The organism is Methylobacterium sp. WL1, assembly GCF_008000895.1.
In the GTDB taxonomy this organism is placed as follows: Bacteria; Pseudomonadota; Alphaproteobacteria; order Rhizobiales; family Beijerinckiaceae; genus Methylobacterium.
In genome coordinates this window covers 5,596,914-5,618,397 of the sequence record NZ_CP042823.1, presented here as the reverse complement: position 1 = coordinate 5,618,397, position 21,484 = coordinate 5,596,914, and the positions used below count along the sequence as shown (strand labels likewise).

At 68.8% G+C, this 21,484-nt stretch carries 20 protein-coding genes; 10 read left to right on the top strand and 10 right to left on the bottom strand.

All coding sequences use genetic code 11. The features are described from left to right. Positions 1-22 precede the first annotated feature (22 nt). Together FVA80_RS27390 and FVA80_RS27385 are read right to left on the bottom strand one after the other, a co-directional pair. Positions 23-502, bottom strand: coding sequence for a hypothetical protein (locus FVA80_RS27390; protein WP_147906333.1), 480 nt, complete (start codon positions 500-502; stop codon positions 23-25). A gap of 180 nt (positions 503-682) precedes the next feature. Further along, positions 683-1,684, bottom strand: a complete 1,002-nt coding sequence (locus FVA80_RS27385) for a GTP-binding protein (protein ID WP_147906332.1) — start codon at positions 1,682-1,684, stop codon at positions 683-685. Between the two features lie 296 nt (positions 1,685-1,980). Between FVA80_RS27385 and FVA80_RS27380 the strand changes: the two genes are divergently transcribed. The 3 genes from FVA80_RS27380 (at position 1,981) to FVA80_RS27370 (ending at position 8,153) form a co-directional block, all read left to right on the top strand. After that, positions 1,981-3,294: an efflux RND transporter periplasmic adaptor subunit gene (locus FVA80_RS27380; protein WP_147906331.1), complete on the top strand. Its 1,314-nt coding sequence runs from the start codon at positions 1,981-1,983 to the stop codon at positions 3,292-3,294. A gap of 15 nt (positions 3,295-3,309) precedes the next feature. Then, positions 3,310-6,459, top strand: coding sequence for a CusA/CzcA family heavy metal efflux RND transporter (locus FVA80_RS27375; protein ID WP_147906330.1), 3,150 nt, complete (start codon positions 3,310-3,312; stop codon positions 6,457-6,459). 143 nt (positions 6,460-6,602) lie between these two features. Further along, a complete protein-coding gene (locus FVA80_RS27370; protein WP_147906417.1) occupies positions 6,603-8,153 on the top strand; it encodes an efflux transporter outer membrane subunit in 1,551 nt (516 codons plus the stop codon). A 16-nt stretch (positions 8,154-8,169) separates the two neighbouring features. Here FVA80_RS27370 and FVA80_RS27365 read toward each other — a convergent pair whose 3' ends face one another. The 4 genes from FVA80_RS27365 to FVA80_RS27350 all read right to left on the bottom strand — a co-directional run bounded on the left by FVA80_RS27365 (position 8,170) and on the right by FVA80_RS27350 (position 12,313). Further along, on the bottom strand, positions 8,170-8,961 hold the full coding sequence (locus FVA80_RS27365) for a flagellar hook basal-body protein (RefSeq protein ID WP_147906329.1): 792 nt from the start codon (positions 8,959-8,961) through the stop codon (positions 8,170-8,172). Positions 8,962-9,081: 120 nt separating this feature from the next. Beyond that, positions 9,082-9,549, bottom strand: coding sequence for a secondary thiamine-phosphate synthase enzyme YjbQ (locus tag FVA80_RS27360; protein WP_147906328.1), 468 nt, complete (start codon positions 9,547-9,549; stop codon positions 9,082-9,084). Beyond that, a complete protein-coding gene (locus tag FVA80_RS27355; protein ID WP_147906327.1) occupies positions 9,546-11,261 on the bottom strand; it encodes a cisplatin damage response ATP-dependent DNA ligase in 1,716 nt (571 codons plus the stop codon). The genes FVA80_RS27360 and FVA80_RS27355 overlap by 4 nt, the downstream gene beginning before the upstream one ends. After that, the gene (locus FVA80_RS27350; protein WP_147906326.1) at positions 11,258-12,313 is read right to left on the bottom strand and encodes a ligase-associated DNA damage response exonuclease; all 1,056 of its coding nucleotides are present in this window, start codon (positions 12,311-12,313) and stop codon (positions 11,258-11,260) included. The genes FVA80_RS27355 and FVA80_RS27350 overlap by 4 nt, the downstream gene beginning before the upstream one ends. A 69-nt stretch (positions 12,314-12,382) precedes the next feature. Between FVA80_RS27350 and FVA80_RS27345 the strand changes: the two genes are divergently transcribed. After that, the gene (locus FVA80_RS27345; protein WP_147906325.1) at positions 12,383-13,330 is read left to right on the top strand and encodes a methyltransferase domain-containing protein; all 948 of its coding nucleotides are present in this window, start codon (positions 12,383-12,385) and stop codon (positions 13,328-13,330) included. An 81-nt stretch (positions 13,331-13,411) separates the two neighbouring features. Further along, the gene (locus FVA80_RS27340) at positions 13,412-14,206 is read left to right on the top strand and encodes a YoaK family protein (RefSeq protein ID WP_147906324.1); all 795 of its coding nucleotides are present in this window, start codon (positions 13,412-13,414) and stop codon (positions 14,204-14,206) included. A gap of 103 nt (positions 14,207-14,309) precedes the next feature. Here FVA80_RS27340 and arfB read toward each other — a convergent pair whose 3' ends face one another. Next, a complete protein-coding gene (gene arfB, locus FVA80_RS27335; protein WP_147906323.1) occupies positions 14,310-14,741 on the bottom strand; it encodes an alternative ribosome rescue aminoacyl-tRNA hydrolase ArfB in 432 nt (143 codons plus the stop codon). Positions 14,742-14,899: 158 nt separating this feature from the next. Beyond that, on the bottom strand, positions 14,900-15,196 hold the full coding sequence (locus FVA80_RS27330) for a BolA family protein (protein ID WP_147906322.1): 297 nt from the start codon (positions 15,194-15,196) through the stop codon (positions 14,900-14,902). A 108-nt stretch (positions 15,197-15,304) separates the two neighbouring features. Here FVA80_RS27330 and FVA80_RS27325 point away from each other — a divergent pair, with 108 nt between their 5' ends. The 4 genes from FVA80_RS27325 to cobT all read left to right on the top strand — a co-directional run bounded on the left by FVA80_RS27325 (position 15,305) and on the right by cobT (position 19,589). Then, positions 15,305-15,931, top strand: a complete 627-nt coding sequence (locus tag FVA80_RS27325) for a DnaJ domain-containing protein (RefSeq protein ID WP_147906321.1) — start codon at positions 15,305-15,307, stop codon at positions 15,929-15,931. Between the two features lie 248 nt (positions 15,932-16,179). After that, positions 16,180-17,163: a cobaltochelatase subunit CobS gene (gene cobS / locus FVA80_RS27320; protein ID WP_147853764.1), complete on the top strand. Its 984-nt coding sequence runs from the start codon at positions 16,180-16,182 to the stop codon at positions 17,161-17,163. A 5-nt stretch (positions 17,164-17,168) separates the two neighbouring features. Beyond that, positions 17,169-17,675, top strand: coding sequence for a DUF29 domain-containing protein (locus tag FVA80_RS27315; RefSeq protein ID WP_246692167.1), 507 nt, complete (start codon positions 17,169-17,171; stop codon positions 17,673-17,675). 6 nt (positions 17,676-17,681) lie between these two features. Then, positions 17,682-19,589, top strand: a complete 1,908-nt coding sequence (gene cobT, locus FVA80_RS27310; RefSeq protein ID WP_147906320.1) for a cobaltochelatase subunit CobT — start codon at positions 17,682-17,684, stop codon at positions 19,587-19,589. Positions 19,590-19,872: 283 nt separating this feature from the next. Here cobT and FVA80_RS27305 read toward each other — a convergent pair whose 3' ends face one another. Further along, positions 19,873-20,346 (bottom strand): carboxymuconolactone decarboxylase family protein, encoded by a 474-nt coding sequence (locus tag FVA80_RS27305; RefSeq protein ID WP_147906319.1) that lies wholly within the window; start codon positions 20,344-20,346, stop codon positions 19,873-19,875. A gap of 81 nt (positions 20,347-20,427) precedes the next feature. Between FVA80_RS27305 and FVA80_RS27300 the strand changes: the two genes are divergently transcribed. Beyond that, positions 20,428-20,880 (top strand): MarR family winged helix-turn-helix transcriptional regulator, encoded by a 453-nt coding sequence (locus FVA80_RS27300; RefSeq protein ID WP_147906318.1) that lies wholly within the window; start codon positions 20,428-20,430, stop codon positions 20,878-20,880. 99 nt (positions 20,881-20,979) lie between these two features. On the opposite strand, the gene rpmB is transcribed toward FVA80_RS27300, so the two are convergent. Then, on the bottom strand, positions 20,980-21,282 hold the full coding sequence (gene rpmB / locus FVA80_RS27295) for a 50S ribosomal protein L28 (RefSeq protein ID WP_147853769.1): 303 nt from the start codon (positions 21,280-21,282) through the stop codon (positions 20,980-20,982). Positions 21,283-21,484: the final 202 nt, after the last annotated feature.

Here is a 21,484-nt window from a genome sequence, read left to right as displayed (position 1 = left end):
CCGTTCCTCTCGGCGGGTGGCGTCAGCCCTTCAGCCGCTTGTTGCAGACCGAGTAGAAGCCGCCGCCCTTCTGGATCCATTTCGCGTCGCCCAGCGTCCCGGCGGCCTTGGCCGCGTTGTAGCTGTCGAGGCAGGTATGCATCCGCGCCTTCCCGGCGGATTCGCTCGCATATTTCGGATCGACGGCGGACGGATAGGCGGCCGTCCCGGCCGGGGCCGCCGTCGATCTCGCGGCCGGGGCTTGCGGCGTGGGGGCCGGGGCCGCGGACTTCGTCGCACCGGGTGCCACGGGATTCGGCACCGTGTTGGCCGTCGTGTTCGACGCCTCGGCCCCGCATTCCGCCTTGCGGAAGTCGTTCCACTTCTGGCCGTTGAGCGTCCCGGCCTGCTTGGCGGCCTGATACTTGGTCGAGCAATCCTTGGCGGACAGGGCCGCCGCCGGCGTGACGAGCAATCCGGTGCTGCCAGCAAGTATGGCGGCGGTCAGAAGTAGACGTACCATGGCGAAATCCCCCGCGTCGATATCGATCCGTATCGATACGCTATATCGAGGACATTCGCTCCGACAATCGATCGCTATACAAGTGCTTGTGAGCGCTGCGCCGTCACCCCGCGGCCGCCGACGGCGCGGAACCGCGACACGCCGGCGAATGCCGCCCGGGTCCAGCCGGGCGGCATTCGATCAGGCCCGGCAGGCTTCGAATTCCTGGCGGATCGCCACCGGATCGAGGTTGCGGCCGATGAACACCACCCGGGAGACCCGCTTCTCGTCCGGGCGCCAATCCCCCTGGACGTCGCCGTCGAGGATCATGTGCACGCCCTGGAAGACGAAGCGCTTCGGCTCGTTGGGGAAGGCCACGATGCCCTTGCAGCGCAGGATGTCCGGTCCCTGAACCTGGGTCAGGTTCGAGATCCAGGGCATGAACTTCTCCGGATCGACCTCGCCGTCGATCTTGGCCGAGACCGACTGGATCTCGGAATCGTGATGGTGATGGTGGCCCGACTCCAGGAAATCCGGCTCCACCTCGAGGATTCGGTCGAGGTCGAACGCGTTGCGCTCCAGCACGGCTTCAAGGGGCACGGCGCAGTTCTGCGTGCGGTGGAGCTTGGCCAGCGGGTTGATGCCGCGGATCTCGGCCTCGACCCGGTCCAGATCTTCCGGCGAGACGAGGTCGCTCTTGTTGAGCAGGATCACGTCCGCGAAAGCGATCTGGTTCTTCGCCTCCGGGGCGTCCTTGAGGCGGTCGGACAGCCACTTGGCGTCCGCCACCGTCACCACGGCGTCGAGGCGGGCGGCGTCGCCGACATCCTGGTCGACGAAGAAGGTCTGGGCGACCGGGGCCGGGTCGGCCAGCCCGGTGGTCTCGACGATGATTGCGTCGAACTTGCCCCGCCGCTTGACCAGGCCGTCCATGATCCGGATCAGGTCGCCGCGCACGGTGCAGCAGACGCATCCGTTGTTCATCTCGAACACTTCCTCGTCCGCGCCGACGACGAGGTCGTTGTCGATACCGATCTCGCCGAACTCATTGACGATCACGGCGTAACGCTTGCCATGGTTTTCCGTAAGGATCCGGTTGAGCAGCGTGGTCTTGCCGGCGCCGAGATAGCCGGTGAGCACGGTGACCGGGATCTTGCCGGCGGTCGAACCGGATGGGGCGGAAGCAGAACTCATGTCGGTCATGGCGGATTCTTCGATCGGATCTGCGGGACGGATCGGGTTTCTGGCCCGGGAGCGTTGTCATATTGTAACAAATCCCAGCGAAGGAAGACGGAGCCACACGGTTTCGCGACCTGGCCCCCCGATCGATTGCGGATCAGCCAAGCTTTGCTCTAGGCACGTGGTGCCGTCCGGGACCTCAGCCCGGATGGCACGCCTCGAAAAGCGACTCCGATCACCATGAAACGGCCGGGGTCTGGGCTGAAGCCTGTCCTCATCTGCCATCCCGGTCCCTCGCCCGGACCCAGAAGACCAACCTTATGGACGCCCGCAATCCTCTGGACCAGGATGAGGCCCGCGCCGCATCCGCGCGCCGGCGCCGCACGCCCTGGCCCCTGATCGTCCTCGTGCTGATCGCGGTCGCGGGCGGCCTGGCGCTGGCCGTCTCGGACCGCGCCCGCGAGGCCGTCTCGGGCGTCGTCGCCGGGCTGTTCGGATCGGGCAACCCGGATGCGGGGATCGAGGCCGAGAAGGCCGGGACGGTGGAGCGGGTGTTCCGGCCGAGCAAGGAACAGCGCGCCGCGTTCGAGATCCTGCCTGTGGCGACTCAGATGTTCCGCCCGGAGGGCTCCGCGGAGGGGCGCATCGCGCTCAACGACGATGACAACGTGCCGGTGGTCTCGCCCTACGCGGGTCGGGTGACCAAGGTGCTGGCCCGGGCGGGCGACGACGTGAAGGCCGGCGACGTGTTGCTGACGCTGGAGGCCACCGACATGGTCCAAGCGCAGAACGACTATCAGGCCGCCCTGAACAATCTCCAGAAGCAGCAGGCCCTGCTGAAGCTCGACCAGACCATCGCGGCGCGCCAGCAGGAACTGTTCCAGGCCCACGCGGTGGCGCTGAAGGACTACCAGTCGGCGCAGAACGACGTCATCGCCGCGCAGAGCGACCTGAAGACCGCGGAGGCGTCCCTCGACGCCGTGCGGAACCGGCTGCGGCTTTTGGGCAAGTCCGACGCCGAGATCGTCGCCTACGAGAAGAACGGCCGGCTCAGCCCCGAGACCCAGATCCGGGCGCCGATCGCCGGCACGATCGTCCAGCGCAAGGTCGGCACCGGGCAGTTCCTCTCCGCCTCCAGCGACCCGGTCTTCGTGATCGGCGACCTGTCCACGGTGTGGCTCGTCGCCAACGTGCGCGAGAGCGAGATCCCGAAGATCCGCATCGGCCAGGAGGTCGAGGCGAAGGTGGCGGGCTTCGGGGCGCGGGTGTTCAAGGCGCGGGTCAACTACATGGCCGCGAGCCTGGACCCGGCCACGCGGCGGCTCGCGGTCCGCAGCGAGGTCGACAATCCCGACCGGGTGCTGCGCCCGGAAATGTTCGCCACCTACACGATCATCACCGGCAAGGGCGAGCCGAGCCCGAGCGTGCCGGTCGCCGCGATCGTGTACGAGGGCGACCGTACCCATGTGTGGGTGGCCCGCCAGGACGGCGCCGTGGAGGCGCGCGACATCAAGCTCGGCGTGATCAACGGCGACAACGCGCAGGTCGTCGACGGCCTGCATGCGGGCGATCAGATCGTGACCCGGGGGGCCCTGTTCATCGACCGGGCGGCCTCCGGCGACAAGGCGTCCTGAGCGGGAACCCGGGCGATGAACAGCCTGATCGTCTTCTCGCTGCGCCAGCGCGTGCTGGTCGTGCTGCTGTTCGTGGTGATGCTCGGCATCGGCTACGGCGCCTATACGCAGCTCAACATCGAGGCCTATCCCGACCCGGTGCCGCCGCTGGTCGACGTGATCACCCAGAACCCGGGCCAATCCGCCGACGAGATCGAGCGCTACATCACCATTCCCCTGGAGGTGGCGCTCGCCGGCATCCCCAACGCCCAGGTGGTGCGGACGATCTCGCTGTTCGGCCTGTCCGACGTGAAGGTCCAGTTCAACTACGAGTACACGTACGAACAGGCGCTGCAGCGGGTGCTCAATCGCCTGTCGCAGGCCCCGCCCCTGCCCAACGGCGCCACGCCGCAGATCTCGCCGACGAGCCCGGTGGGCGAGATCATGCGCTACAAGCTGGTCGGCCCGGCGGGCTACTCGCCCATGGACATGAAGACCCTGCAGGACTGGGTGCTGCAGCGGCGGTTCAAGGCGATCCCGGGCGTCACCGACGTGACCGCGTTCGGCGGCAAGGCCAAGGAATACGAGGTCGCGGTCGACCTGAACCGCCTCCAGGCCCAGGGCCTGACCCTGGTCCAGCTGACCACGGCGCTGAACAACGCCTCGATCAACGTCGGCGGCCAGACGCTGAATGTCGGCCAGCAATCCGCGGTGGTGCGCGGCATCGGCCTGATCCGCGACATGGACGACATCCGGGACACGATGATTAGCCTCGTCAACGGCACGCCGGTGCTGGTGCGGGACGTGGCGGAGGTGCGCGTGTCGAACGCGCCGCGGCTCGGCATCGTCGGCCACGACGACCAGTCCGACGTGGTCGAGGGCATCGTGCTGATGAGCCGCGGCGGCCAGAGCCTGCCGACGCTGCAGCGGGTCGAGGCCGAGATCGACAAGATCAACACCTCGACGATCCTGCCGCCCGACGTGAAGATCGAGCGGATCTACGACCGGTCGGGCCTGATCCACACCACGACCCATACGGTGATGCACAACCTCGTCTTCGGGGTCGTGCTGGTGTTCATCGTGCAGTGGTTGTTCCTCGGGTCGCTCACCAGCGCGATCATCGTGGCGGCCACGATCCCGTTCGCCCTGGGCTTCGCGATCCTGATCCTGGTGGTGCGGGGCGATTCGGCCAACCTCCTGTCGCTCGGCGCGATCGATTTCGGCCTGATCGTCGACGCGACGGTGATCATGGTCGAGAACGTGTTCCGGCACCTCGCCGAGCCCGAGCATTCCGAGGGTCAGAAGGCGCCCGGGGAGCTCGAAGGCCGGCTCGGCATCATCGCGATCGCCGGTGTCGAGGTGAACCGGGCGATCTTCTTCTCGGCGATCATCATCATCGTCGGCTTCCTGCCGCTGTTCACGATGAGCGGGGTCGAGGGCCACATCTTCGGGCCGATGGCCAAGACCTACGCCTACGCGCTGGTCGGCGGCCTGCTGGCGACGTTCACGGTCTCGCCGGCCCTCTCGGCGCTCATCCTGCCGAAGAAGCTCGAGGAGCGCGACACCCTGATCGTGCGGGTCCTGCGGGCCGGGCACGAGCGCATCCTGGCCTTCGGCCTCAAGAACCGGGTGCTGGCGCTCTCGGTGATGCTGGTGGTGCTGCTGGCCTCGGGGCTGGCGGCCCGGAACCTCGGCCTGGAATTCCTGCCCCGCCTCGAAGAGGGCAACCTCTACGTGCGCGGCACCATGCCGTCCTCGATCTCGCTGGAGGCCGGCAACGACTACGTCCAGAGCCTGCGCAAGATCTTCCAGGACGTCCCGGAGGTCGTCACGGTGATCTCGCACCAGGGCCGGCCCAACGACGGCACCGACGCCACCGGGTTCTTCAACGTCGAGATCCTGGCGCCGCTCAAGCCGATCGACCAATGGCGCAAGGGCCTCGACAAGGACAGCCTGATCCACGACCTGAGCAAGAAGCTCGAAGCCGAGTTTCCGGGGATCGAGTTCAACTTCTCGCAATATATCGAGGACAACGTCCAAGAGGCGGCCTCGGGCGTGAAGGGCGAGAACTCGGTCAAGATCTACGGCAGCGACCTCGCCCAGCTCACCAAGACCGCCAACGCGGTCAAGGCGGCACTGGCCACCGTGCCCGGCATCACCGACCTGGCGGTGTTCGAATCGCTCGGCCAGCCGACCGTGCGGATCGACGTCGACCGCCACAAGGCGGCCCGCTACGGCCTCTCGATCGGCGACGTGAACACCACGATCCAGGCGGCGATCGGCGGCCAGACCGCGGGCGACCTCTACGAGTACGGCTCCGACCGGCACTTCTCCATGCGGGTGCGGCTGGCCAAGGAATACCGCTCGTCGCTGGCCGGGATCCGCAACATCGCGGTGGGCGCCCAGAATCCCAACGGCGGCGTGATCCAGGTGCCGCTCTCCGAGATCGCCGATGTCGACCTCGTCTCGGGCGCCTCGTTCATCTACCGCGAGGACCAGGAGCGCTACATCCCGGTGAAGTTCTCGGTGCGCGGGCGCGACCTCGGCAGCGCGGTGATCGAGGCGCAGCGCAAGGTCGCCGAGGCGGTGGACCTGCCGCCGGGCTACCGGATGGAGTGGGTCGGGCAGTTCACCAACCTGAAGGACGCCGCGACCCGCCTCAGCCTGGTCGTGCCGGTCACCCTGGTGCTGATCGCGCTGCTGCTGTTCATCAACTTCTCGTCCGTGGCGGACATGCTGCTGACCCTGTCGGTGATCCCGATGGCGATGATCGGCGGCATCTTTGCGCTGGCACTGACCGGCACGCCGTTCTCGATCTCGGCGGCGATCGGCTTCATCGCGCTGTTCGGCATCTCGACCATGGAGGGCGTGATCCTCTTGGCCTACTACAACCAGCTGCTCGACGAGGGCTGGCAGCGCAAGGACGCGGTGTGGAACGCCGCGATCGTGCGGATGCGCCCGGTGATGATGACCTGCGTGGCCGCCTGCGTCGGCCTTCTGCCGGCGGCGATCTCCACGGGCATCGGCTCGCAGGTGCAGAAGCCCCTGGCCCTGGTGGTGGTCGGCGGCATCATCCTGGCGCCCAACCTGATCCTGGTGGTGGTGCCGGTGCTGATCTCGCTGTTCTCGCGGCGGCACCCGAATCCGAACGGGCGGGCCGTGACCGGGCACCGGGTGGCGGCATGAGCCGGGCGAGAGCGACGCGTGCCGGGCATCGTCACGTGGCCCGGGCGCCACAGCGCGGCTCCGGCGCACAGGATCGCGGCACCGTCGGATTGACTTGGTCGTCCGCCGGGACGCTCTACCGAGGGAGGGGTTTCGGGGGCATGATGGTGGCGTTGGCGCCGAATCGGTGCGGTCGTGCGGCCATCATGCTGGCGGCGGCCGTGTCCCTATCGGCTTTGTCCCTGTCGGCTTGTGCGGTCGGCCCGAACTTCGTGCCGCCCGAGGCGCCCCCGGTGGGCCGCTACACCAAGGAGCCGCTCCAGAATCCCTCGGCCGCCGACAACATCCGCACCCGACAGGGCGGATCGGCGGACCAGAGCTTCGTCTCCGGCGCCGACATCCCCGGGCAGTGGTGGACGCTGTTCCACTCCAAGGCGCTGAACCAGCTGGTCGAGCAGGCGCTGGCGAACAACCCGAATCTAGAGGCCGCGCAGGCGTCGCTGCGGATCGCGCAGCAGAACGTGCTGGCCCAGAAGGGCACGCTCTATCCAAGCCTGTCCGCGACCCCGCAGGCCCAAGGCGTCCTGGCACCGGGCCTCGACCTGCAATCGCCGCTCAACAACGAGTCTCGGTACCTCTACAGCCTGTACACGCCGCAGGCCGTGGTCTCGTACAATCCCGACGTGTTCGGCGGGAACCGCCGGCAGATCGAATCGCTTGAGGCGACCACCGAGAACCAGCGCTTCCAGCTGGAGGCGGCCTATCTCAGCCTCACCGGCAACGTCGTCGCCGCCGCCATCCAGGAGGCGGCGCTGCGGGCGCAGATCGACGCCACCCGCAAGGTTATCCAGGCACAGACCGAGGTGCTGCAGCTGTTCAACAAGCAGCTCTCGCTGGGCCAGATCGCCGGAGCCGACGTGGTCCAGCAGCAGGCCGCCCTGGCCCTGTCGCAGCAATTGCTGCCGCCGCTGGAGAAGCAGCTGGCGCAGCAGCGCAACCTCCTCACGGCGCTGGCCGGGCGCCTGCCCTCCAACGAGATCGCGGAGACCTTCCAGCTCTCGGCCCTGCGGCTCCCGACAAGGCTCCCGGTCAGCCTGCCCTCACGCCTCGTGCAGCAGCGCCCCGACGTGAAGGCGGCCGAGGCCTTGGTGCAGCAGGCGAGCGCGAGCGTCGGCGTCGCCGTGGCCAACCGCCTGCCGCAATTCACTCTGACCGCCACCGGCGGGTCCAGCGCGGTGCGGCTGGCGCAGGTCGCCAATCCCGGGGCGGCGTTCTTCACGATCATCGGCCAGGCGACGGCGCCGATCTTCGACGCCGGCACCCTGTTCCGCCGCCAGAGGGCAGCCGAGGAGACGCTGACCCAAGCCCAGGCGCAGTACAAGGCGACGGTGATCACCGCGTTCCAGAACGTCGCCGACGCCCTGCGGGCGCTCCAGGCCGACGCCAAGGCGGTGGCCGCCGCCGATGCCGCGGTCAGCGCGACCAACCAGAGCCTCGGGCTGATCCGCAAGCAATACACGGCCGGCGCCGTCACCTCGACCCAGGTGCTGATCGCCCAGCAGGGCTACCTCTCGGCGCTGGTCACCTCGGCGGCCGCCCGCGCCACCCAGTACGGCGACAGCGCGGCGTTGTTCGTGGCGCTCGGCGGCGGCTGGTGGAACCGCAACGACGTGGCCCCGCCCCCGCCCGAGACCGACCCGCTGAAGTTCCTGTAAGGCGCGCCCTCGAGCCTCACACATCCATCGCGATGGCGTCCTGCAGCATCTGGTCGGCGGCGCTCATGACCTTCGTGTTGGCCGTGTAGGCCTGCTGGGTCTCGATCATCTTCGAGAACTGGTCCGAGATGCCGGCATTCGACTGCTCCACCGACCCGGCCGCGATGGTCGCGCCCGCGAACCCGAAGCTCGGCGCGCCGGACTGGCCGCTGGCCACGTAGGTGCCGCCGTCGAGCGAGGTCAGAGTGTCCTGGCCCCCGAACTGCGCCAGCGTCAGCGACCCGAGCGGCACCGTGCCGCCGTCCGCGCCCGTACCGGTGAGGGTGCCCGCGGGCGAGACCGTCAGGCTCGCCAGGGTGTCGGTCCCGGTCGGAACCTGCACGGGCGCGGTCGCGGACGGGCCGGCGAACAGGTAATAGCCCGCGCCGTTGACGAGGTAGCCGTTCGCATCCGGATCGAAATCGCCGCGGCGGGTATAGCCGGTCTCGCCGGTGAAGCTCGGACTCTGCGGCGTGCCGGTGTTCGACCGGACCACGAAATAGCCGTTGCCCGAGATGGCGAGGTTGGTCGTGACCCCGGTGGACTGGATCGTGCCCTGGAGCCCCAGGGTGTCGCGCGTACTGGTCGCGACGCCGCCGCTCGACTGCGCCTTGGCGGTGGTCTGGGCCAGCATGTCGGCGAAACTCGTCTCAGTGGTCTTGTATCCCGCGGTCTGGGTGTTGGCGATGTTCCCGGAGATGTTGTTGAGCGCCAGGGATTGCGCCGAGGCGCCGGACACCGAATTCGAGAGCGCGTCGAACAAGCCCATCGGGGTCCCCCTTCGCGAGACCGGCGCGGAAGCGGATCCCAGGGCGTTCTTGCCCGCGGCATGGTTAAGCCGCCGTGTGTCAGCGAATGTTGCTGCCTGCGCCGGGCCAAGCGCCCCGATTCAAGCGCCGATCACGCTCACGACGATCTCCCGCCGATGCGGCCGGTCGCGGTGCTCGATCAGGTAGATCCCCTGCCAGGTGCCCAGGGCCAGACGGCCCTCGACCAGCGGGAAGCTCAGGGCCGAATCGGTGACGAGCGTGCGGATATGGGCCGGCATGTCGTCCGGTCCCTCGGAACCGTGGACGTAGGGGACGCCGCGCGGCGCGAAGCCGTCGAGGGCCGTCATCAGGTCGGTCTGCACGTCCGGGTCGGCATTCTCCTGAATGGTGAGAGAAGCGGAGGTGTGCCGGCAGAAGACCGTGACGAGCCCGTCCCGGATCCCGCTGCCGCGCACGAACTCCGCGACCGCGCCGGTGAAATCCGTGAACCCCTGCCCCGGGGTCGCGATGGTCAGGCGGCCGCTCGCATGGCGCTCCACCGCGCCGGAGGCCAGCGGCTCCACCGGACCGATTGTCCCCTGTCTCATGTCCCCGACTCCATCAACGCTGCCCCGGGCGCGATCTCGCGCTCGCCGCGGGCCAGGATCCGCTCCAGCACGTCGATCCGGTCGGCCTCCGCGGCGGGCTTGTCCCACCGGATCCGGCTGACCCGGGGGAAGCGCATCGCCACCCCGGACTTGTGCCGGGTCGAGCGCTGCACGCCCTCGAAGGCGATTTCCAGCACGAGCCCGGCCTCATGCCCGTGGGTGACCTCGCGAACCGGGCCGAAGCGCTTGGTGGTGTTGTTGCGGACGTAGCGGTCGAGCTTGGCGAGCTCCGCGTCGGTGAAGCCGTGATAGGCCTTGCCCACCGGCACCAGCTCGTCCCCGCCCTCGGGGGCCTCCCGCCAGACCCCGAACGTGTAGTCCGAGTAGAACGACGAACGCTTCCCGTGGCCGCGCTGTGCGTACATCATCACGGCATCGACGACATGGGGCTCGCGCTTCCACTTCCACCAAGGGCCTTTCGGGCGGCCCGGCAGGTAGGGGCTGTTCAGGCGTTTGAGCATCACGCCCTCGATCGCGTCCGCGTCCTCGCCGGCTCCCACCGCGGCCGGATCGGCCCGGGCGGCGGCGAGGGCCTCCCAATCCGCGAACGGCACCAGGGGCGAGATGTCGATCCGCGCGTGGTCGAGGCGTGTGACCAGGGCCTCCAGCTTCTCCCGCCGGGTCGCGAACGGCTCGGCCCGCAGATCCTCGCCGTCCAGCGTCAGGAGGTCGTAGGCCCGGACATGGGCGGAGAACTCCTCCAGGAGCTTGGCCGTGACGGCCTTGCGGTTCAGGCGCTGCTGCAGGACGTTGAAGCTCTGGACCCGGCGCTCGCGCAGGATCAGCAGCTCGCCGTCGACCGTCCCCGTGAAGCCGATCGCCTCGGCGAGGTCGGGGAACGCACCGGTGATGTCCTCGCCGGTGCGGGAATAGACCTTCGCGACCTGCACGCCCGCCTGGTCGCGCCCGCCAACGAGCTGGACGCGGATGCCGTCCCACTTCCACTCGGCCGAGAACGCTTCCGGCTCGAGCTTCTCGAAATCGCTCTCCTCCTCGATCGGATGCGACAGCATCGGCGGCCGGAACGGGGCCGGGTTCAAAGTCTCGGGGCGCTCGGCCCGGCCCTCGACCCAGGCGAACAGGCTCTCGAACGGCGGCGTGAGGCCATGCCAGACCTCCTCAACCGCATCCGCCTCATGGCCACCCAATGCGCCCACCGCGGTCTTGGCGAGCCGGGCCGAGACGCCGACCCGCAGGTTGCCGGTGACGAGCTTCAGGAGAGCCCAGCGCCCAGTCTCGTCGAGGGCGTCGAGCCACTCGGCGAGGTGGCGGGGCAGGTCTTTCTTCGGGATGGTCGCCAGGGTCTCAACCACCTCGGCGAGGGTCGGAACGTGGGGCGGTGGGTTGTTGTGTCCGAGTCCGGGCTCATGCGGCGCCACCGGTGCCGGCCAGATCAGCGCCGTAGTCTCGGCCAGATCGCCGACGTAGTTGTGCGACAGCCGGAACAGGACCGGGTCGATGCGCGCCTCCACCAGGCCGCGGATCAGCGCCGGCTTGGCCTCGCGGAAATTCAGCGTGCCGGTCATGGCCCCGAGCGCGTAGCCGCGCTCGGGGTCGGGCGTGCGGGCGAAGAAGTCCTGGAGCAGACGCAGCTTGGCGTTGCGGCGCGGCTCGTAGGCGAGGCGGTCGAGGAGGTGGGCGAAGTCGTTCACGCGGCCACCTCCGGCTCGGCGACGCCTGCGGGGACCGGCTCCGCCTCACCGTCGTCCCCGTAGCCCAGCATGTGCAGCGGCTTGGCCTTGATCCCTTGCGTCCCGCACCAATGGACCAGCGCATCCTCCTGCCCGTGAGTGACCCAGACCTCCCCGGCGCCGGTGTCCCGGATCGTGCGGCACAGGTCCGGCCAGTCGGAATGGTCGGAGATGACCAGCGGCAGCTCGACGCCCTTCTGGCGCGCGCGGGCGCGAACCCGCATCCAGCCGGACGCGAAGCAGGTCACCGGGTCGGGAAACTTGCGCGACCACAGGTCCTGCATCGCGCTGGGCGGACAGATCACGATGGCCCCGTGCAGATCCTTGCGGTCGGCGGCCACGACTTTCGGGGTCTCGCCCAGGGGGATGCCCTCGCGCTTGTACAGCTCGGTCAGCTTCTCCATCGCGCCGTGCAGGTGGATCGGCCGGTCCCAGCCCTCCTCGCGCAGCAGCGCCATCACCCGCTGCGCCTTGCCGAGCGCGTAGGCGCCGACGATGTGGGCGCGCTCCGGGAACAGGGCCACGGAAGCCATCAGCTTGCGGACCTCGTCCCGCGTATCGGGATGCGTGAAGACCGGCAGGCCGAAGGTCGCCTCGGTGATGAACACGTCGCAGGGCACCACCTCGAACGGCAGGCAGGTCGGGTCCGTCGCCCGCTTGTAGTCGCCCGAAACCACGACGCGGACGCCGTCCCGTTCGATGGCGATCTGCGCCGAGCCGAGCACGTGGCCGGCGGGGGCGTAGCGCACCGTGACGTCGCCGACGCGCAGGGCCTCGCCGAGCCGGGCCTCCTGGCGCTGGCGGCAGAAATCCTCGCCGTAGCGCACCGCCATGATCCGCAAAGTCTCGGGCGTCGCCAGCACGTGTCCGTGGCCGGCCCGGGCATGGTCGGCATGGCCGTGGGTGATCAGCGCGCGCTCGACCGGCCAGGTCGGATCGACGTGGAAGCCGCCGAGCGGACAGTAGAGGCCCTCGCGGGTCAGGGTGAGGAGATCGCTCGCGCGTGTCGGCATCGGGCCCGCTGCTGCCGGTGGAGTCCGCCGGTGGCCCCGGTATATAGGCGCCTCCGACCCGGCAGACGCATGGCCACGCAACACAGTTCCGGTGACCTCCTCGCCGACCGCCGCTATCGCTACGCCGAGGCCTGCCTGGCGGATGGCGACCATGCCGGGGCGGCCGACCTCGCCGAGCAGGCGCTGGAGATCGCACCCCGCTACGCGCCGGCCTGGCTGGTGCTGGGCCGCGCCCGGGAGGGGCTGGCCGTCCGGGGCGACGACCCGGCCCTGCGAGCGGCCGCGACCCGGGCCTATACCTGTGCCCTCGACATCGACCCCGACGATACCCTCGGCGTGCGGGCGCACCTCGTCCGCCTGGGGGAAGGCGGCGGCCTGCCGGCCCTGTCGCCGGCCTATGTCCGGGCCCTGTTCGACGGCTACGCCCCGCGTTTCGAGCGCCACCTGGTGGACGGGCTGGGCTATATCGGCCCCCAACTGGTCCACGACGCCCTGCCGCCGGAGCCGGAGCGGTTCGATATGGCGCTCGACCTCGGCTGCGGCACAGGCCTGATGGGCGCGGCGATCCGCGACCGGGTCGGGCACCTCACCGGGGTCGATCTCTCGCCCGGTATGCTGGCGCTGGCGCGGACCAAGATGCAGAACGGCCAGCCGCTCTACGACCGCGTGGCCGAGGGCGACCTGGCCGCCTTCCTGGGGGCCGAGCCGTCGGAATCCGCCGACCTCTGCCTGGCGGCGGACGTGCTGATCTACGTGGCGGATCTCGCGCCTGTGTTGAAGCAGGTCGCCCGCGTCCTTCGGCCCGGGGGCCTGGCCGGCTTCACGGTGCAGTCTCATGACGGCGACGGCGGCGTCCTGGGCGCGGACGGGCGCTACGCCCACGCCGACGCCCACGTCGCCGCGGCGGCCTCCGGTGCGGGCCTGGAGGTCTTACGGCTGCACGAAGCCGATGTGCGGCGCGAAGGCGGCCGGCCGGTGCAGGGCCGAGTCGTCGTGCTGCACCGCACACGCCGATGATTCCCCCGGCATGAAACTGCTTGGCTGTTCGTCCATTGTCTGTCGGCCGCATGACCTGCGGCGATGGGATCGGGGATTGGCATGGCGGATTTCGGCGGCAGGGACGATGGGCGCGCACCGGAGCGCAAGCCCGACCTGCCAGCGGACCGGTCCTTCCCAGCGGATCCCCGGACGCGCATCTCCTTCGCCATCGCGCTGGCGTTGCTGGCGGGTTGCGCCGATTCCATCGGCTTCCTGGAATTCTCGCAGCTGTTCATGTCGTTCATGTCGGGCAACACGACCCGATTCGGCGTGGCGGTTTCCAACGGCGACTGGGAGAACGTCACCCGCGTCGCCAGCACGATCAGCCTGTTCTGCTTCGGCGCCTTCCTGGGCACGCTGATCGCCGCCTGGGTCGGGCGCTGGCGGCTGGCCGTCCTGCTGACGCTCCAGGCGCTGCTGCTCGCGGGCGGACTGCTGATGCCCTGGGGCACCTTCGCTTATCCGCTGCACGCCTACCCGATCGTGCTGGCTCTGGGCCTGCAGAACGCGACGCTTCAGGATGAAGGCGGCCGCTCGCTGGCACTGACCTACGTGACCGGCGCGGTGGTGCGGTTCGGGACGGGCTGCGCCAACCTGCTCCTCGGCACGGTGGCCCCGTCGTTCTGGATCCAAGCGCCGCTCTGGGCCGGTCTCAGCACCGGCGCCGTGCTGGGCGGCCTGCTCGATCTCCGCTACGGCGAATCCGCCTTCCTGTTCCCCGCCGGCCTCGCGGCGATCCTGGCGCTGATCGCGATCGCGCTCACCATCGCCAAGCCGGGAAGCACCCTGGTCGCCGGCTCGTCGCCCGCCCCCGACGCGAGCCCAAAGGCGGAGGTGATCGACGCGATCCACTAGATCGCTCGCCGCGGAGGCCGCGGCTCGCTCGGCGTGAGCGAGCGCGGCACGTCAAGGACGTGAAGCCGCTCCAGCCGCTCAGCCTGACCGGCAGCGGGCCGGCTCAGCCGTCGGAATGCCGATAGCTGCCGCGCCCCTGCTTGACCACGGCACGGCTCTTCTTGGCGCCGATGCGCCGCTCCTTCGAGCCCTTGGTCGGCTTCGTCGCGCGACGGATGGGCGGCGGCGGCTTAGCCGCCTCGGTCACGAGATCGACCAGCCGTTGCAGCACGTCGGCCCGATTGCGCTCCTGGGTCCTGTGCCGCTGCCCGGACAGGATCAAAACGCCATCCTTGGTCAGGCGCCGGCCGGCGAGCTTGTACAGGTTCGCCTTGACCCGCTCGTCGACCGAGGGGGAGGCCAGGACCGACCAGCGCAACTGGACCGCGGTCTCGACCTTGTTGACGTTCTGTCCGCCCGCCCCGGAGGCACGCATGAAGGACAGCTCGATCTCGTCGTCCGCGATGGCGATCCGTGCGTTCACCCGCAGGGACATGATGAACTCCGGTACGAGGCTGGCATATGGCAGCGGCCTGTGTGCCAGCGCACCCGTGCACGTGGGAAACCGGTGATCTCTCGGATGCGCACCGGAACCACGGTCGCCATATCCCTCGTACCGTCTTATCGACCGCGCCGGACCGGCGACACCGGGCTTCAGCCGGCCTCGGCCGGGGTCCGGACGCGCAACGCCAGGGCGTGCAGGCCACGCCCGAAAGCCTCGTCCATGAGCGCGTTGACCAAGCGGTGCCGCTCCACACGGCTCTTGCCCTCGAACGCCGATGCGACGATGTCGAGCCGGTAATGGGTCTCGCCCCCGGGCCGCGCGCCGGAATGGCCCGCATGCAGGTGCGATTCGTCGATTACATCGAGGTGCGCCGGCGCGAGTTCCGCGCGCAGCTTCGCCTCCATCCAGCCCCGAAGGGTGCCGTCCTCACCAGTCCCGTCAGTCATCCTGCCCTCACCTCACGTCGCCGGCATCCGTCAAGCCCGATCCCGCGCATGCGTCATCAGGCCCGGTGCCCTTGTGTCTCCGGTTTGCCCCCTCATAATCGGCCCGTCATGGATCTCAACTCGCGCCTGTTCGACAGCATCCGGATCAGGAAACCGTCTTGCGACGAGCCGAAGCCCGCGGCCGAGGCCCTGTGCGAGAGCCCGGGCTGCACCCGGCCGGGCCCGCACCGCGCCCCGAAGGGCCGGAAGGCGGAAGGCCAGTACTGGCGGTTCTGCATCGATCACGTCCGCGCCTACAACGCGAGCTATAACTACTTCGACGGCATGAACGATGCCGCCGTCCAAGCCTACCAGAAGGACGCGATCATCGGGCACCGCCCGACCTGGGCGATGGGCGTGAACCCCGCGGGTCAGGGCAAGCCGGCCGAGGAGCCGACCCGGGACTGGGCCTACGTCGATCCGCTCGGCATCCTGCGCGGCGCGGGCGTCGGCGACGGACGTCGGCGCAACAGCCAGCCGGAGCCGGAGAAACCCCGCCGTACCGCCACGGTACGCCGCGCCCTCGACGTCATGGGCCTCGAGGAGGGGGCGGACGGGCCGGCCATCAAGGCGCAGTACAAGGCGCTGGTGAAGCGCTTCCACCCTGACGCCAATGGCGGCGACCGCTCGTTCGAGGAGCGTCTGCGCGACATCATCCGCGCCCATGACGTCTTGCGCGCCGCCGGACTCTGCTGACAGCGGCACGAACGATGCAATCCTGAGCGCCGTGAGGCCGCACAGGCATCCCCTTCGACGGTGATCGCTCTAGGATAAGGCAAATTGCCGGGCGGGACCCTATATGGGGCTCATGCCGGTTGGTGGCGCCGCACCGCGCCGCCGTTTAAGGATTGAGTCCGCCCCGCGGCGGATGCCCGGCTCGACGTTCTTCCGCGCGGATGCTCCCTTCCTTCGGGCCGGAGCCGCCGCGCCTCACGAGGTTCCGAATGCTCTCTGACGACACGCCCGCCGCGCTGCCCGATCGCACCGTCTCCGTCCGCGAGGTTTTCGGCATCGACCTCGACCTCAAGGTCCCGGCCTATGCCGAGCCCGAGGAGCATGTCCCCGATCTCGATCCGGACTACATCTTCGACCGGGAGACGACGCTGGCTATCCTGGCCGGCTTCGCGCGCAACCGCCGCGTGATGGTCACGGGCTACCACGGCACCGGCAAGTCGACCCATATCGAGCAGGTCGCGGCCCGGCTGAACTGGCCCTGCATCCGGATCAACCTCGACAGCCACGTCTCGCGCATCGACCTCGTCGGCAAGGACGCGATCGTGCTCAAGGACGGCAAGCAGGTCACCGCCTTCCAGGATGGCATCCTGCCCTGGGCGCTCCAGAACAACGTCGCCCTGGTGTTCGACGAGTACGATGCCGGCCGCCCGGACGTGATGTTCGTGATCCAGCGCGTGCTGGAGTTGTCGGGCCGGCTGACGCTGCTGGACCAGAAGCGCGTGATCCGCCCGCACCCGGCCTTCCGGCTGTTCGCCACGGCCAACACGGTCGGGCTCGGCGACACCTCGGGCCTCTATCACGGCACCCAGCAGATCAATCAGGGCCAAATGGATCGCTGGTCCATCGTGACCACGCTGAACTACCTGCCGCACGACCGCGAGGTCGACATCGTGCTCTCGAAGGCGCTGCACTACCGCAGCGACCAGGGCCGGGACATCGTTAACCGGATGGTGCGCGTGGCGGACCTGACCCGCAACGCCTTCATGAACGGCGACCTCTCGACCGTCATGAGCCCGCGCACGGTGATCACCTGGGCCGAGAACGCCGACATCTTCAAGGATGTGGGCTTCGCGTTCCGGGTGACCTTCCTGAACAAGTGCGACGAGCTGGAGCGGACCCTCGTGGCCGAGTTCTACCAGCGGGCCTTCGGCAAGGAGCTGCCCGAGAGCGCGTTGAACGTCGCCTTGAGCTGACCCGCATGGGGGACACGATGGCGCATCCGGCATGGACAGGCGAAGACGCTTCGGCGGCTTCGCATGCCAAGGGTCGGGCGTGCCATGCGGACGATGTCTTCATCTGGTTTCAGGGGCGGGTCGCACTGCTCCGTTCCGGCCAAGTGGACGCACTCGACCTCGACGACGTCGCCGAGGCGTTGCGTGAGGTTGGCTTGGAACAATCCGATAAGCTCGAGAGCGCGATCGAGGTATCGTTGGCCCACGTGCCCAAATGGGGCCATGGACCCGAAAAGCGCAGCTTGAGTTGGTCGCGCACGATCGCCGAGCAGCGGATGCGGATCAACACGCAGTTGCACAGGAACTCGGGCCTTGAGTCGCGCATCGTCGAGGCTGTCGCTGATCGCTATCGGCTTGGTCAGCTCCAGGCCGCGCGCACGATGAAGCGCTCGCTCGAAACACTGCCCGCGGAGTGTCCCTACAACGGGGACGCCATCGTGAATCGCCCCTTCGAATTCGAGGCCGACCGGTAGCCCCGCATGTCCATCTCCAACCGCAAGCCCGGCGAGCGCCGCGAATCCGTGGCCGAGCCCCTAAAGCGCTCGGTGGCCGGGTGCCTGCGCGCCATCGCCCGCCGGTCGGAAGTCGAGGTCACCTACGCCACCGACCGGCCGGCGCTCACCGGTGACAAGGCCCGCCTGCCAGAGCCACCCCGCAAGCTCTCGGCGCAGGACGTGGCGGTGCTACGCGGCAATGCCGACGCCATGGCGCTGCGGCTCGGCTGCCACGACATCGCCGTGCACCGCAGGCTCGCTCCCGAGAACGCCGCCGCCCGCGCGGTCTACGACGCGGTCGAGCAGGCCCGCGTCGAGGCGATCGGGTCACGGCGGATGACCGGTGTCGCCAGCAACCTCACCGCGATGCTGGAGGACCGCTACCATCGCGGCGGCAAGTACGAGACCATCACGGACAGGGCCGACGCGCCGATGGAGGACGCCGTCGCCCTGATGGTGCGCGAGCGCCTCACCGGGCAGCAGCCCCCCGAGGCGGCCGCCAAGATCGTCGAGCTGTGGCGTTCGCATATCGAGGCCAAGGCCGGCCCCAACCTCGATGGCCTGATCGGGTCGATCGAGGACCAGCGCAAGTTCGCCCGTTCGGTGCGTGACCTGCTGACCTCCCTCGACATGTCGGACGAGACGCCGTTCGACTCCGAGGATGACGAGAACGACGACGAGAACGACGCCCAGGACGACGAGCAGAACCCGAGCGAGGGCGATTCCGAGGAGAAGAGCCAGGGCGAGCGTGCCGAGATCGAGACCTCGGAGGAAGCCTCCGACGAGATCGAGGAGGGCGCTCAGGAATCCGCCGACGCGCCGTCCGGCGAATTACCCGACGAGGCCGAGGATGCGGAATCCGAGGAAGCCTCGGAGGCATCGAAGCCGCCCCAGCGCCAGGGTAACGAGGCCCGCGGGCCGGAATACCGCGTGTTCAACCCCCGCTTCGACGAGATCATTCACGCCGAGGAGCTGTGCGACGCCGAGGAGCTGTCGCGTCTGCGCAGCTACCTCGACAAGCAGCTCTCGCACCTGCAGGGCGTCGTCGGCCGCCTCGCCAACCGGCTGCAACGCCGCCTCCTGGCGCAGCAGAACCGGGCCTGGGACTTCGACCTCGAGGAGGGCCAGCTGGATCCGGCGCGGCTCGTCCGCGTCGTCATCGATCCCTACCAGCCGCTCTCCTTCAAGCAGGAGAAGGACACCAACTTCCGCGACACCGTGGTCACGCTCCTCCTCGACAATTCGGGGTCGATGCGCGGGCGTCCGATCACCGTGGCTGCAACCTGCGCCGACATCCTGGCGCGGACGCTGGAGCGCTGCGGCGTCAAGGTCGAGATCCTGGGCTTCACGACCCGGGCCTGGAAGGGTGGCCAAAGCCGCGAGGCCTGGCTCGCCGCCGGCAAGCCGCCGAACGCCGGCCGCCTGAACGACCTGCGCCACATCGTCTACAAGTCCGCGGACGCGCCGTGGCGTCGGGCCCGCAAGAATCTCGGGCTGATGATGCGCGAGGGTCTCCTGAAGGAGAACATCGACGGCGAGGCCCTGGACTGGGCGCATAAGCGTCTGCTCGGCCGCCCCGAGCAGCGCAAGATCCTGATGGTGATTTCGGACGGCGCGCCGGTCGACGACTCGACCCTGTCGGTCAATGCCGGCAACTACCTGGAGCGGCACCTGCGCTGGATGATCGAGGAGATCGAGACCCGTTCGCCGGTGGAGCTTCTGGCCATCGGTATCGGCCACGACGTGACCCGCTACTATCGTCGGGCCGTGACGATCATCGACGCCGAGGAGCTGGGCGGCGCCATGACCGAGAAGCTCGCCGAGCTGTTCGAGGAGAACGGATCGCCGGCCCCGGTAGGCCGCGCCCTGCGTGCGGCCGGCGGACGGCGCTGACGGGAGGGCGTCGGGGTAAGGCCCCGACTCCACAGCCATCTCGTCTGGCCGTGTTTGGATTCCGGGACTGGGTAACGGACTTTCGGCTTCCGACCGGCGCCACGGGGTCCGGTAGGTTCGATCGGTAACAGCGATGTTGGCGCGGAGCGCGCCGGCGACGAGGCCGTGGCGATAGAATCTTGGGTCTGGCGTCGTCAGCGCGCGACGAGGTCGTCGGGTCCGGACAGAGGTGTGGCCGCAAAATACGTCAGCTGTTCGGGAGCAAGGCGAATCGGCATGGCCCTCAGCTCATCGAACGGGCGAGCGGCGCGAAATGCAGGCCCCCCGCGATGCGGTTCCAGGCGTTGATGTTGGCGATCGCGACGTTCAGGAGCAGCATCTCGTCCCGGCTGAACAACGGCGATTGTTCGGCCAGGGGTGCCGCCCCATCGGCCATGCGTGTGAGATGCTCGGCCCAGGCCAGGGCGGCGCGCTCACGCGGAGAGAAGACCGGACTGTCGCGCCAGACCGCAACCAGATCGAGGGTGTGCTCGGCAAGGCCGAGCCGGCGGGCCGTGTCGAGATGGAAGCCGACGCAGAACGCGCATCCATTAATCTGCGACACGCGGATCTTCACGATCTCGCTGAGGCGCTTGTCGAGACCCGCCTCATCGACGGCCTTGCCGAGGGCGAGAAGCGCGGCGTGAGCCGCCGGTAACCCGGTCCTGAACAGGTCGTACGAAAAGCCCGCGTCGTCAGACGGTTCGACATCGGACATCGTGCGCCCTCCCACCATTCGCGCTAAAATCAGCGCACGAACAACATATCAGAACTCTGATAAGCGCCAAGAGGCTGGGTCATGGGTGAGCTGCCGCGGGCAGGCGAAGGCAAGCGCGGCCTCGATGGGCATCTCGGCTACCTCTTGCGGCAGGCGGCCCACGCACACAGGCAGCGTGTCGAGCAGCGGTTGAGCGGCATCTGCCTGACGCTGCCGCAGTTTTCAGTCCTGACGATCTTGGCTGCTTATCCAGGCCATAGCAGCGCGGATCTCGCCCGCCTCGCACTCGTGACGCCGCAGACCATGAGCGTCATCGTTGCGAATCTGCTGAAGGCCGGCCTCGTCGTACGGGAGCGGCACCGGGTCCACGGCCGCATCCAGACCCTGACGCTGACCGCGGCCGGTGAGGCGATGCTCGAAGCCGCCAAGCGGCACGTCTACGCGCTGGAGGCCGAGATGCTGAACGACCTTACGCCCACGCAGCAGACGGAGATCCGCCAATGGCTGACACGAATCGCGCGGGCACCCGGATAGGCGATGACGCCCCCGCGCAGGCAAGCATAAACCGCCGCAGCATGGCCTGCCGCGGCGGTTTATGTCGTCCGATCGGTGAAAGGCGCAGCGCGCCTGAAATCAGGCCGCGACGGCCGTGGTCTCGGCGAGCTTCTTGTGGATCTCGCGCTTCAGCAGGCGGGCGGTCTGCGACAGGTCGCCCTCGCCGGCCTTAACCAGGAAAGCGTCGAGGCCGCCGCGGTGCTCCACCGAGCGCAGAGCGTGCGCGGTGATGCGCAGGCGCACCCGCTTGCCGAGCGCGTCCGACTGGAGCGTGACATTGCACAGGTTCGGCAGGAACCGGCACTTGGTCTTGTGGTTCGAGTGGCTCACGAGGTGGCCGACCTGAACGGCCTTGCCGGTGAGTTCGCAGCGGCGCGCCATGATGACTAAAATTCCCGTCTCGTTCCGCCTGAGAAGACCCGATCGCAAGCGGCGCGATCATCGTCGCAGCGGGCGTCGCCCGATACGTATTCCAGGTCCAGCGGAGTCCCGTTGAAGGCGCGAGCCTATAGGCGACCTGCACCCGTTGCGTCAAGCTCCGTACCGCCTGGACATGTCCGGGGCGGCCGCCCAACGGTCTGTT

What these genes read in the sequence shown, in the direction of transcription:
- FVA80_RS27390 (WP_147906333.1), bottom strand. Translation starts at nt 502, where the DNA reads ATGGTACGTCTACTTCTGACCGCCGCCATACTTGCTGGCAGCACCGGA.
- FVA80_RS27385 (WP_147906332.1), bottom strand. Translation starts at nt 1,684, where the DNA reads ATGACCGACATGAGTTCTGCTTCCGCCCCATCCGGTTCGACCGCCGGC.
- FVA80_RS27380 (WP_147906331.1), top strand. Translation starts at nt 1,981, where the DNA reads ATGGACGCCCGCAATCCTCTGGACCAGGATGAGGCCCGCGCCGCATCC.
- FVA80_RS27375 (WP_147906330.1), top strand. Translation starts at nt 3,310, where the DNA reads ATGAACAGCCTGATCGTCTTCTCGCTGCGCCAGCGCGTGCTGGTCGTG.
- FVA80_RS27370 (WP_147906417.1), top strand. Translation starts at nt 6,603, where the DNA reads ATGGTGGCGTTGGCGCCGAATCGGTGCGGTCGTGCGGCCATCATGCTG.
- FVA80_RS27365 (WP_147906329.1), bottom strand. Translation starts at nt 8,961, where the DNA reads ATGGGCTTGTTCGACGCGCTCTCGAATTCGGTGTCCGGCGCCTCGGCG.
- FVA80_RS27360 (WP_147906328.1), bottom strand. Translation starts at nt 9,549, where the DNA reads ATGAGACAGGGGACAATCGGTCCGGTGGAGCCGCTGGCCTCCGGCGCG.
- FVA80_RS27350 (WP_147906326.1), bottom strand. Translation starts at nt 12,313, where the DNA reads ATGCCGACACGCGCGAGCGATCTCCTCACCCTGACCCGCGAGGGCCTC.
- FVA80_RS27345 (WP_147906325.1), top strand. Translation starts at nt 12,383, where the DNA reads ATGGCCACGCAACACAGTTCCGGTGACCTCCTCGCCGACCGCCGCTAT.
- FVA80_RS27340 (WP_147906324.1), top strand. Translation starts at nt 13,412, where the DNA reads ATGGCGGATTTCGGCGGCAGGGACGATGGGCGCGCACCGGAGCGCAAG.
- arfB (WP_147906323.1), bottom strand. Translation starts at nt 14,741, where the DNA reads ATGTCCCTGCGGGTGAACGCACGGATCGCCATCGCGGACGACGAGATC.
- FVA80_RS27330 (WP_147906322.1), bottom strand. Translation starts at nt 15,196, where the DNA reads ATGACTGACGGGACTGGTGAGGACGGCACCCTTCGGGGCTGGATGGAG.
- FVA80_RS27325 (WP_147906321.1), top strand. Translation starts at nt 15,305, where the DNA reads ATGGATCTCAACTCGCGCCTGTTCGACAGCATCCGGATCAGGAAACCG.
- cobS (WP_147853764.1), top strand. Translation starts at nt 16,180, where the DNA reads ATGCTCTCTGACGACACGCCCGCCGCGCTGCCCGATCGCACCGTCTCC.
- FVA80_RS27315 (WP_246692167.1), top strand. Translation starts at nt 17,169, where the DNA reads ATGGGGGACACGATGGCGCATCCGGCATGGACAGGCGAAGACGCTTCG.
- cobT (WP_147906320.1), top strand. Translation starts at nt 17,682, where the DNA reads ATGTCCATCTCCAACCGCAAGCCCGGCGAGCGCCGCGAATCCGTGGCC.
- FVA80_RS27305 (WP_147906319.1), bottom strand. Translation starts at nt 20,346, where the DNA reads ATGTCCGATGTCGAACCGTCTGACGACGCGGGCTTTTCGTACGACCTG.
- FVA80_RS27300 (WP_147906318.1), top strand. Translation starts at nt 20,428, where the DNA reads ATGGGTGAGCTGCCGCGGGCAGGCGAAGGCAAGCGCGGCCTCGATGGG.
- rpmB (WP_147853769.1), bottom strand. Translation starts at nt 21,282, where the DNA reads ATGGCGCGCCGCTGCGAACTCACCGGCAAGGCCGTTCAGGTCGGCCAC.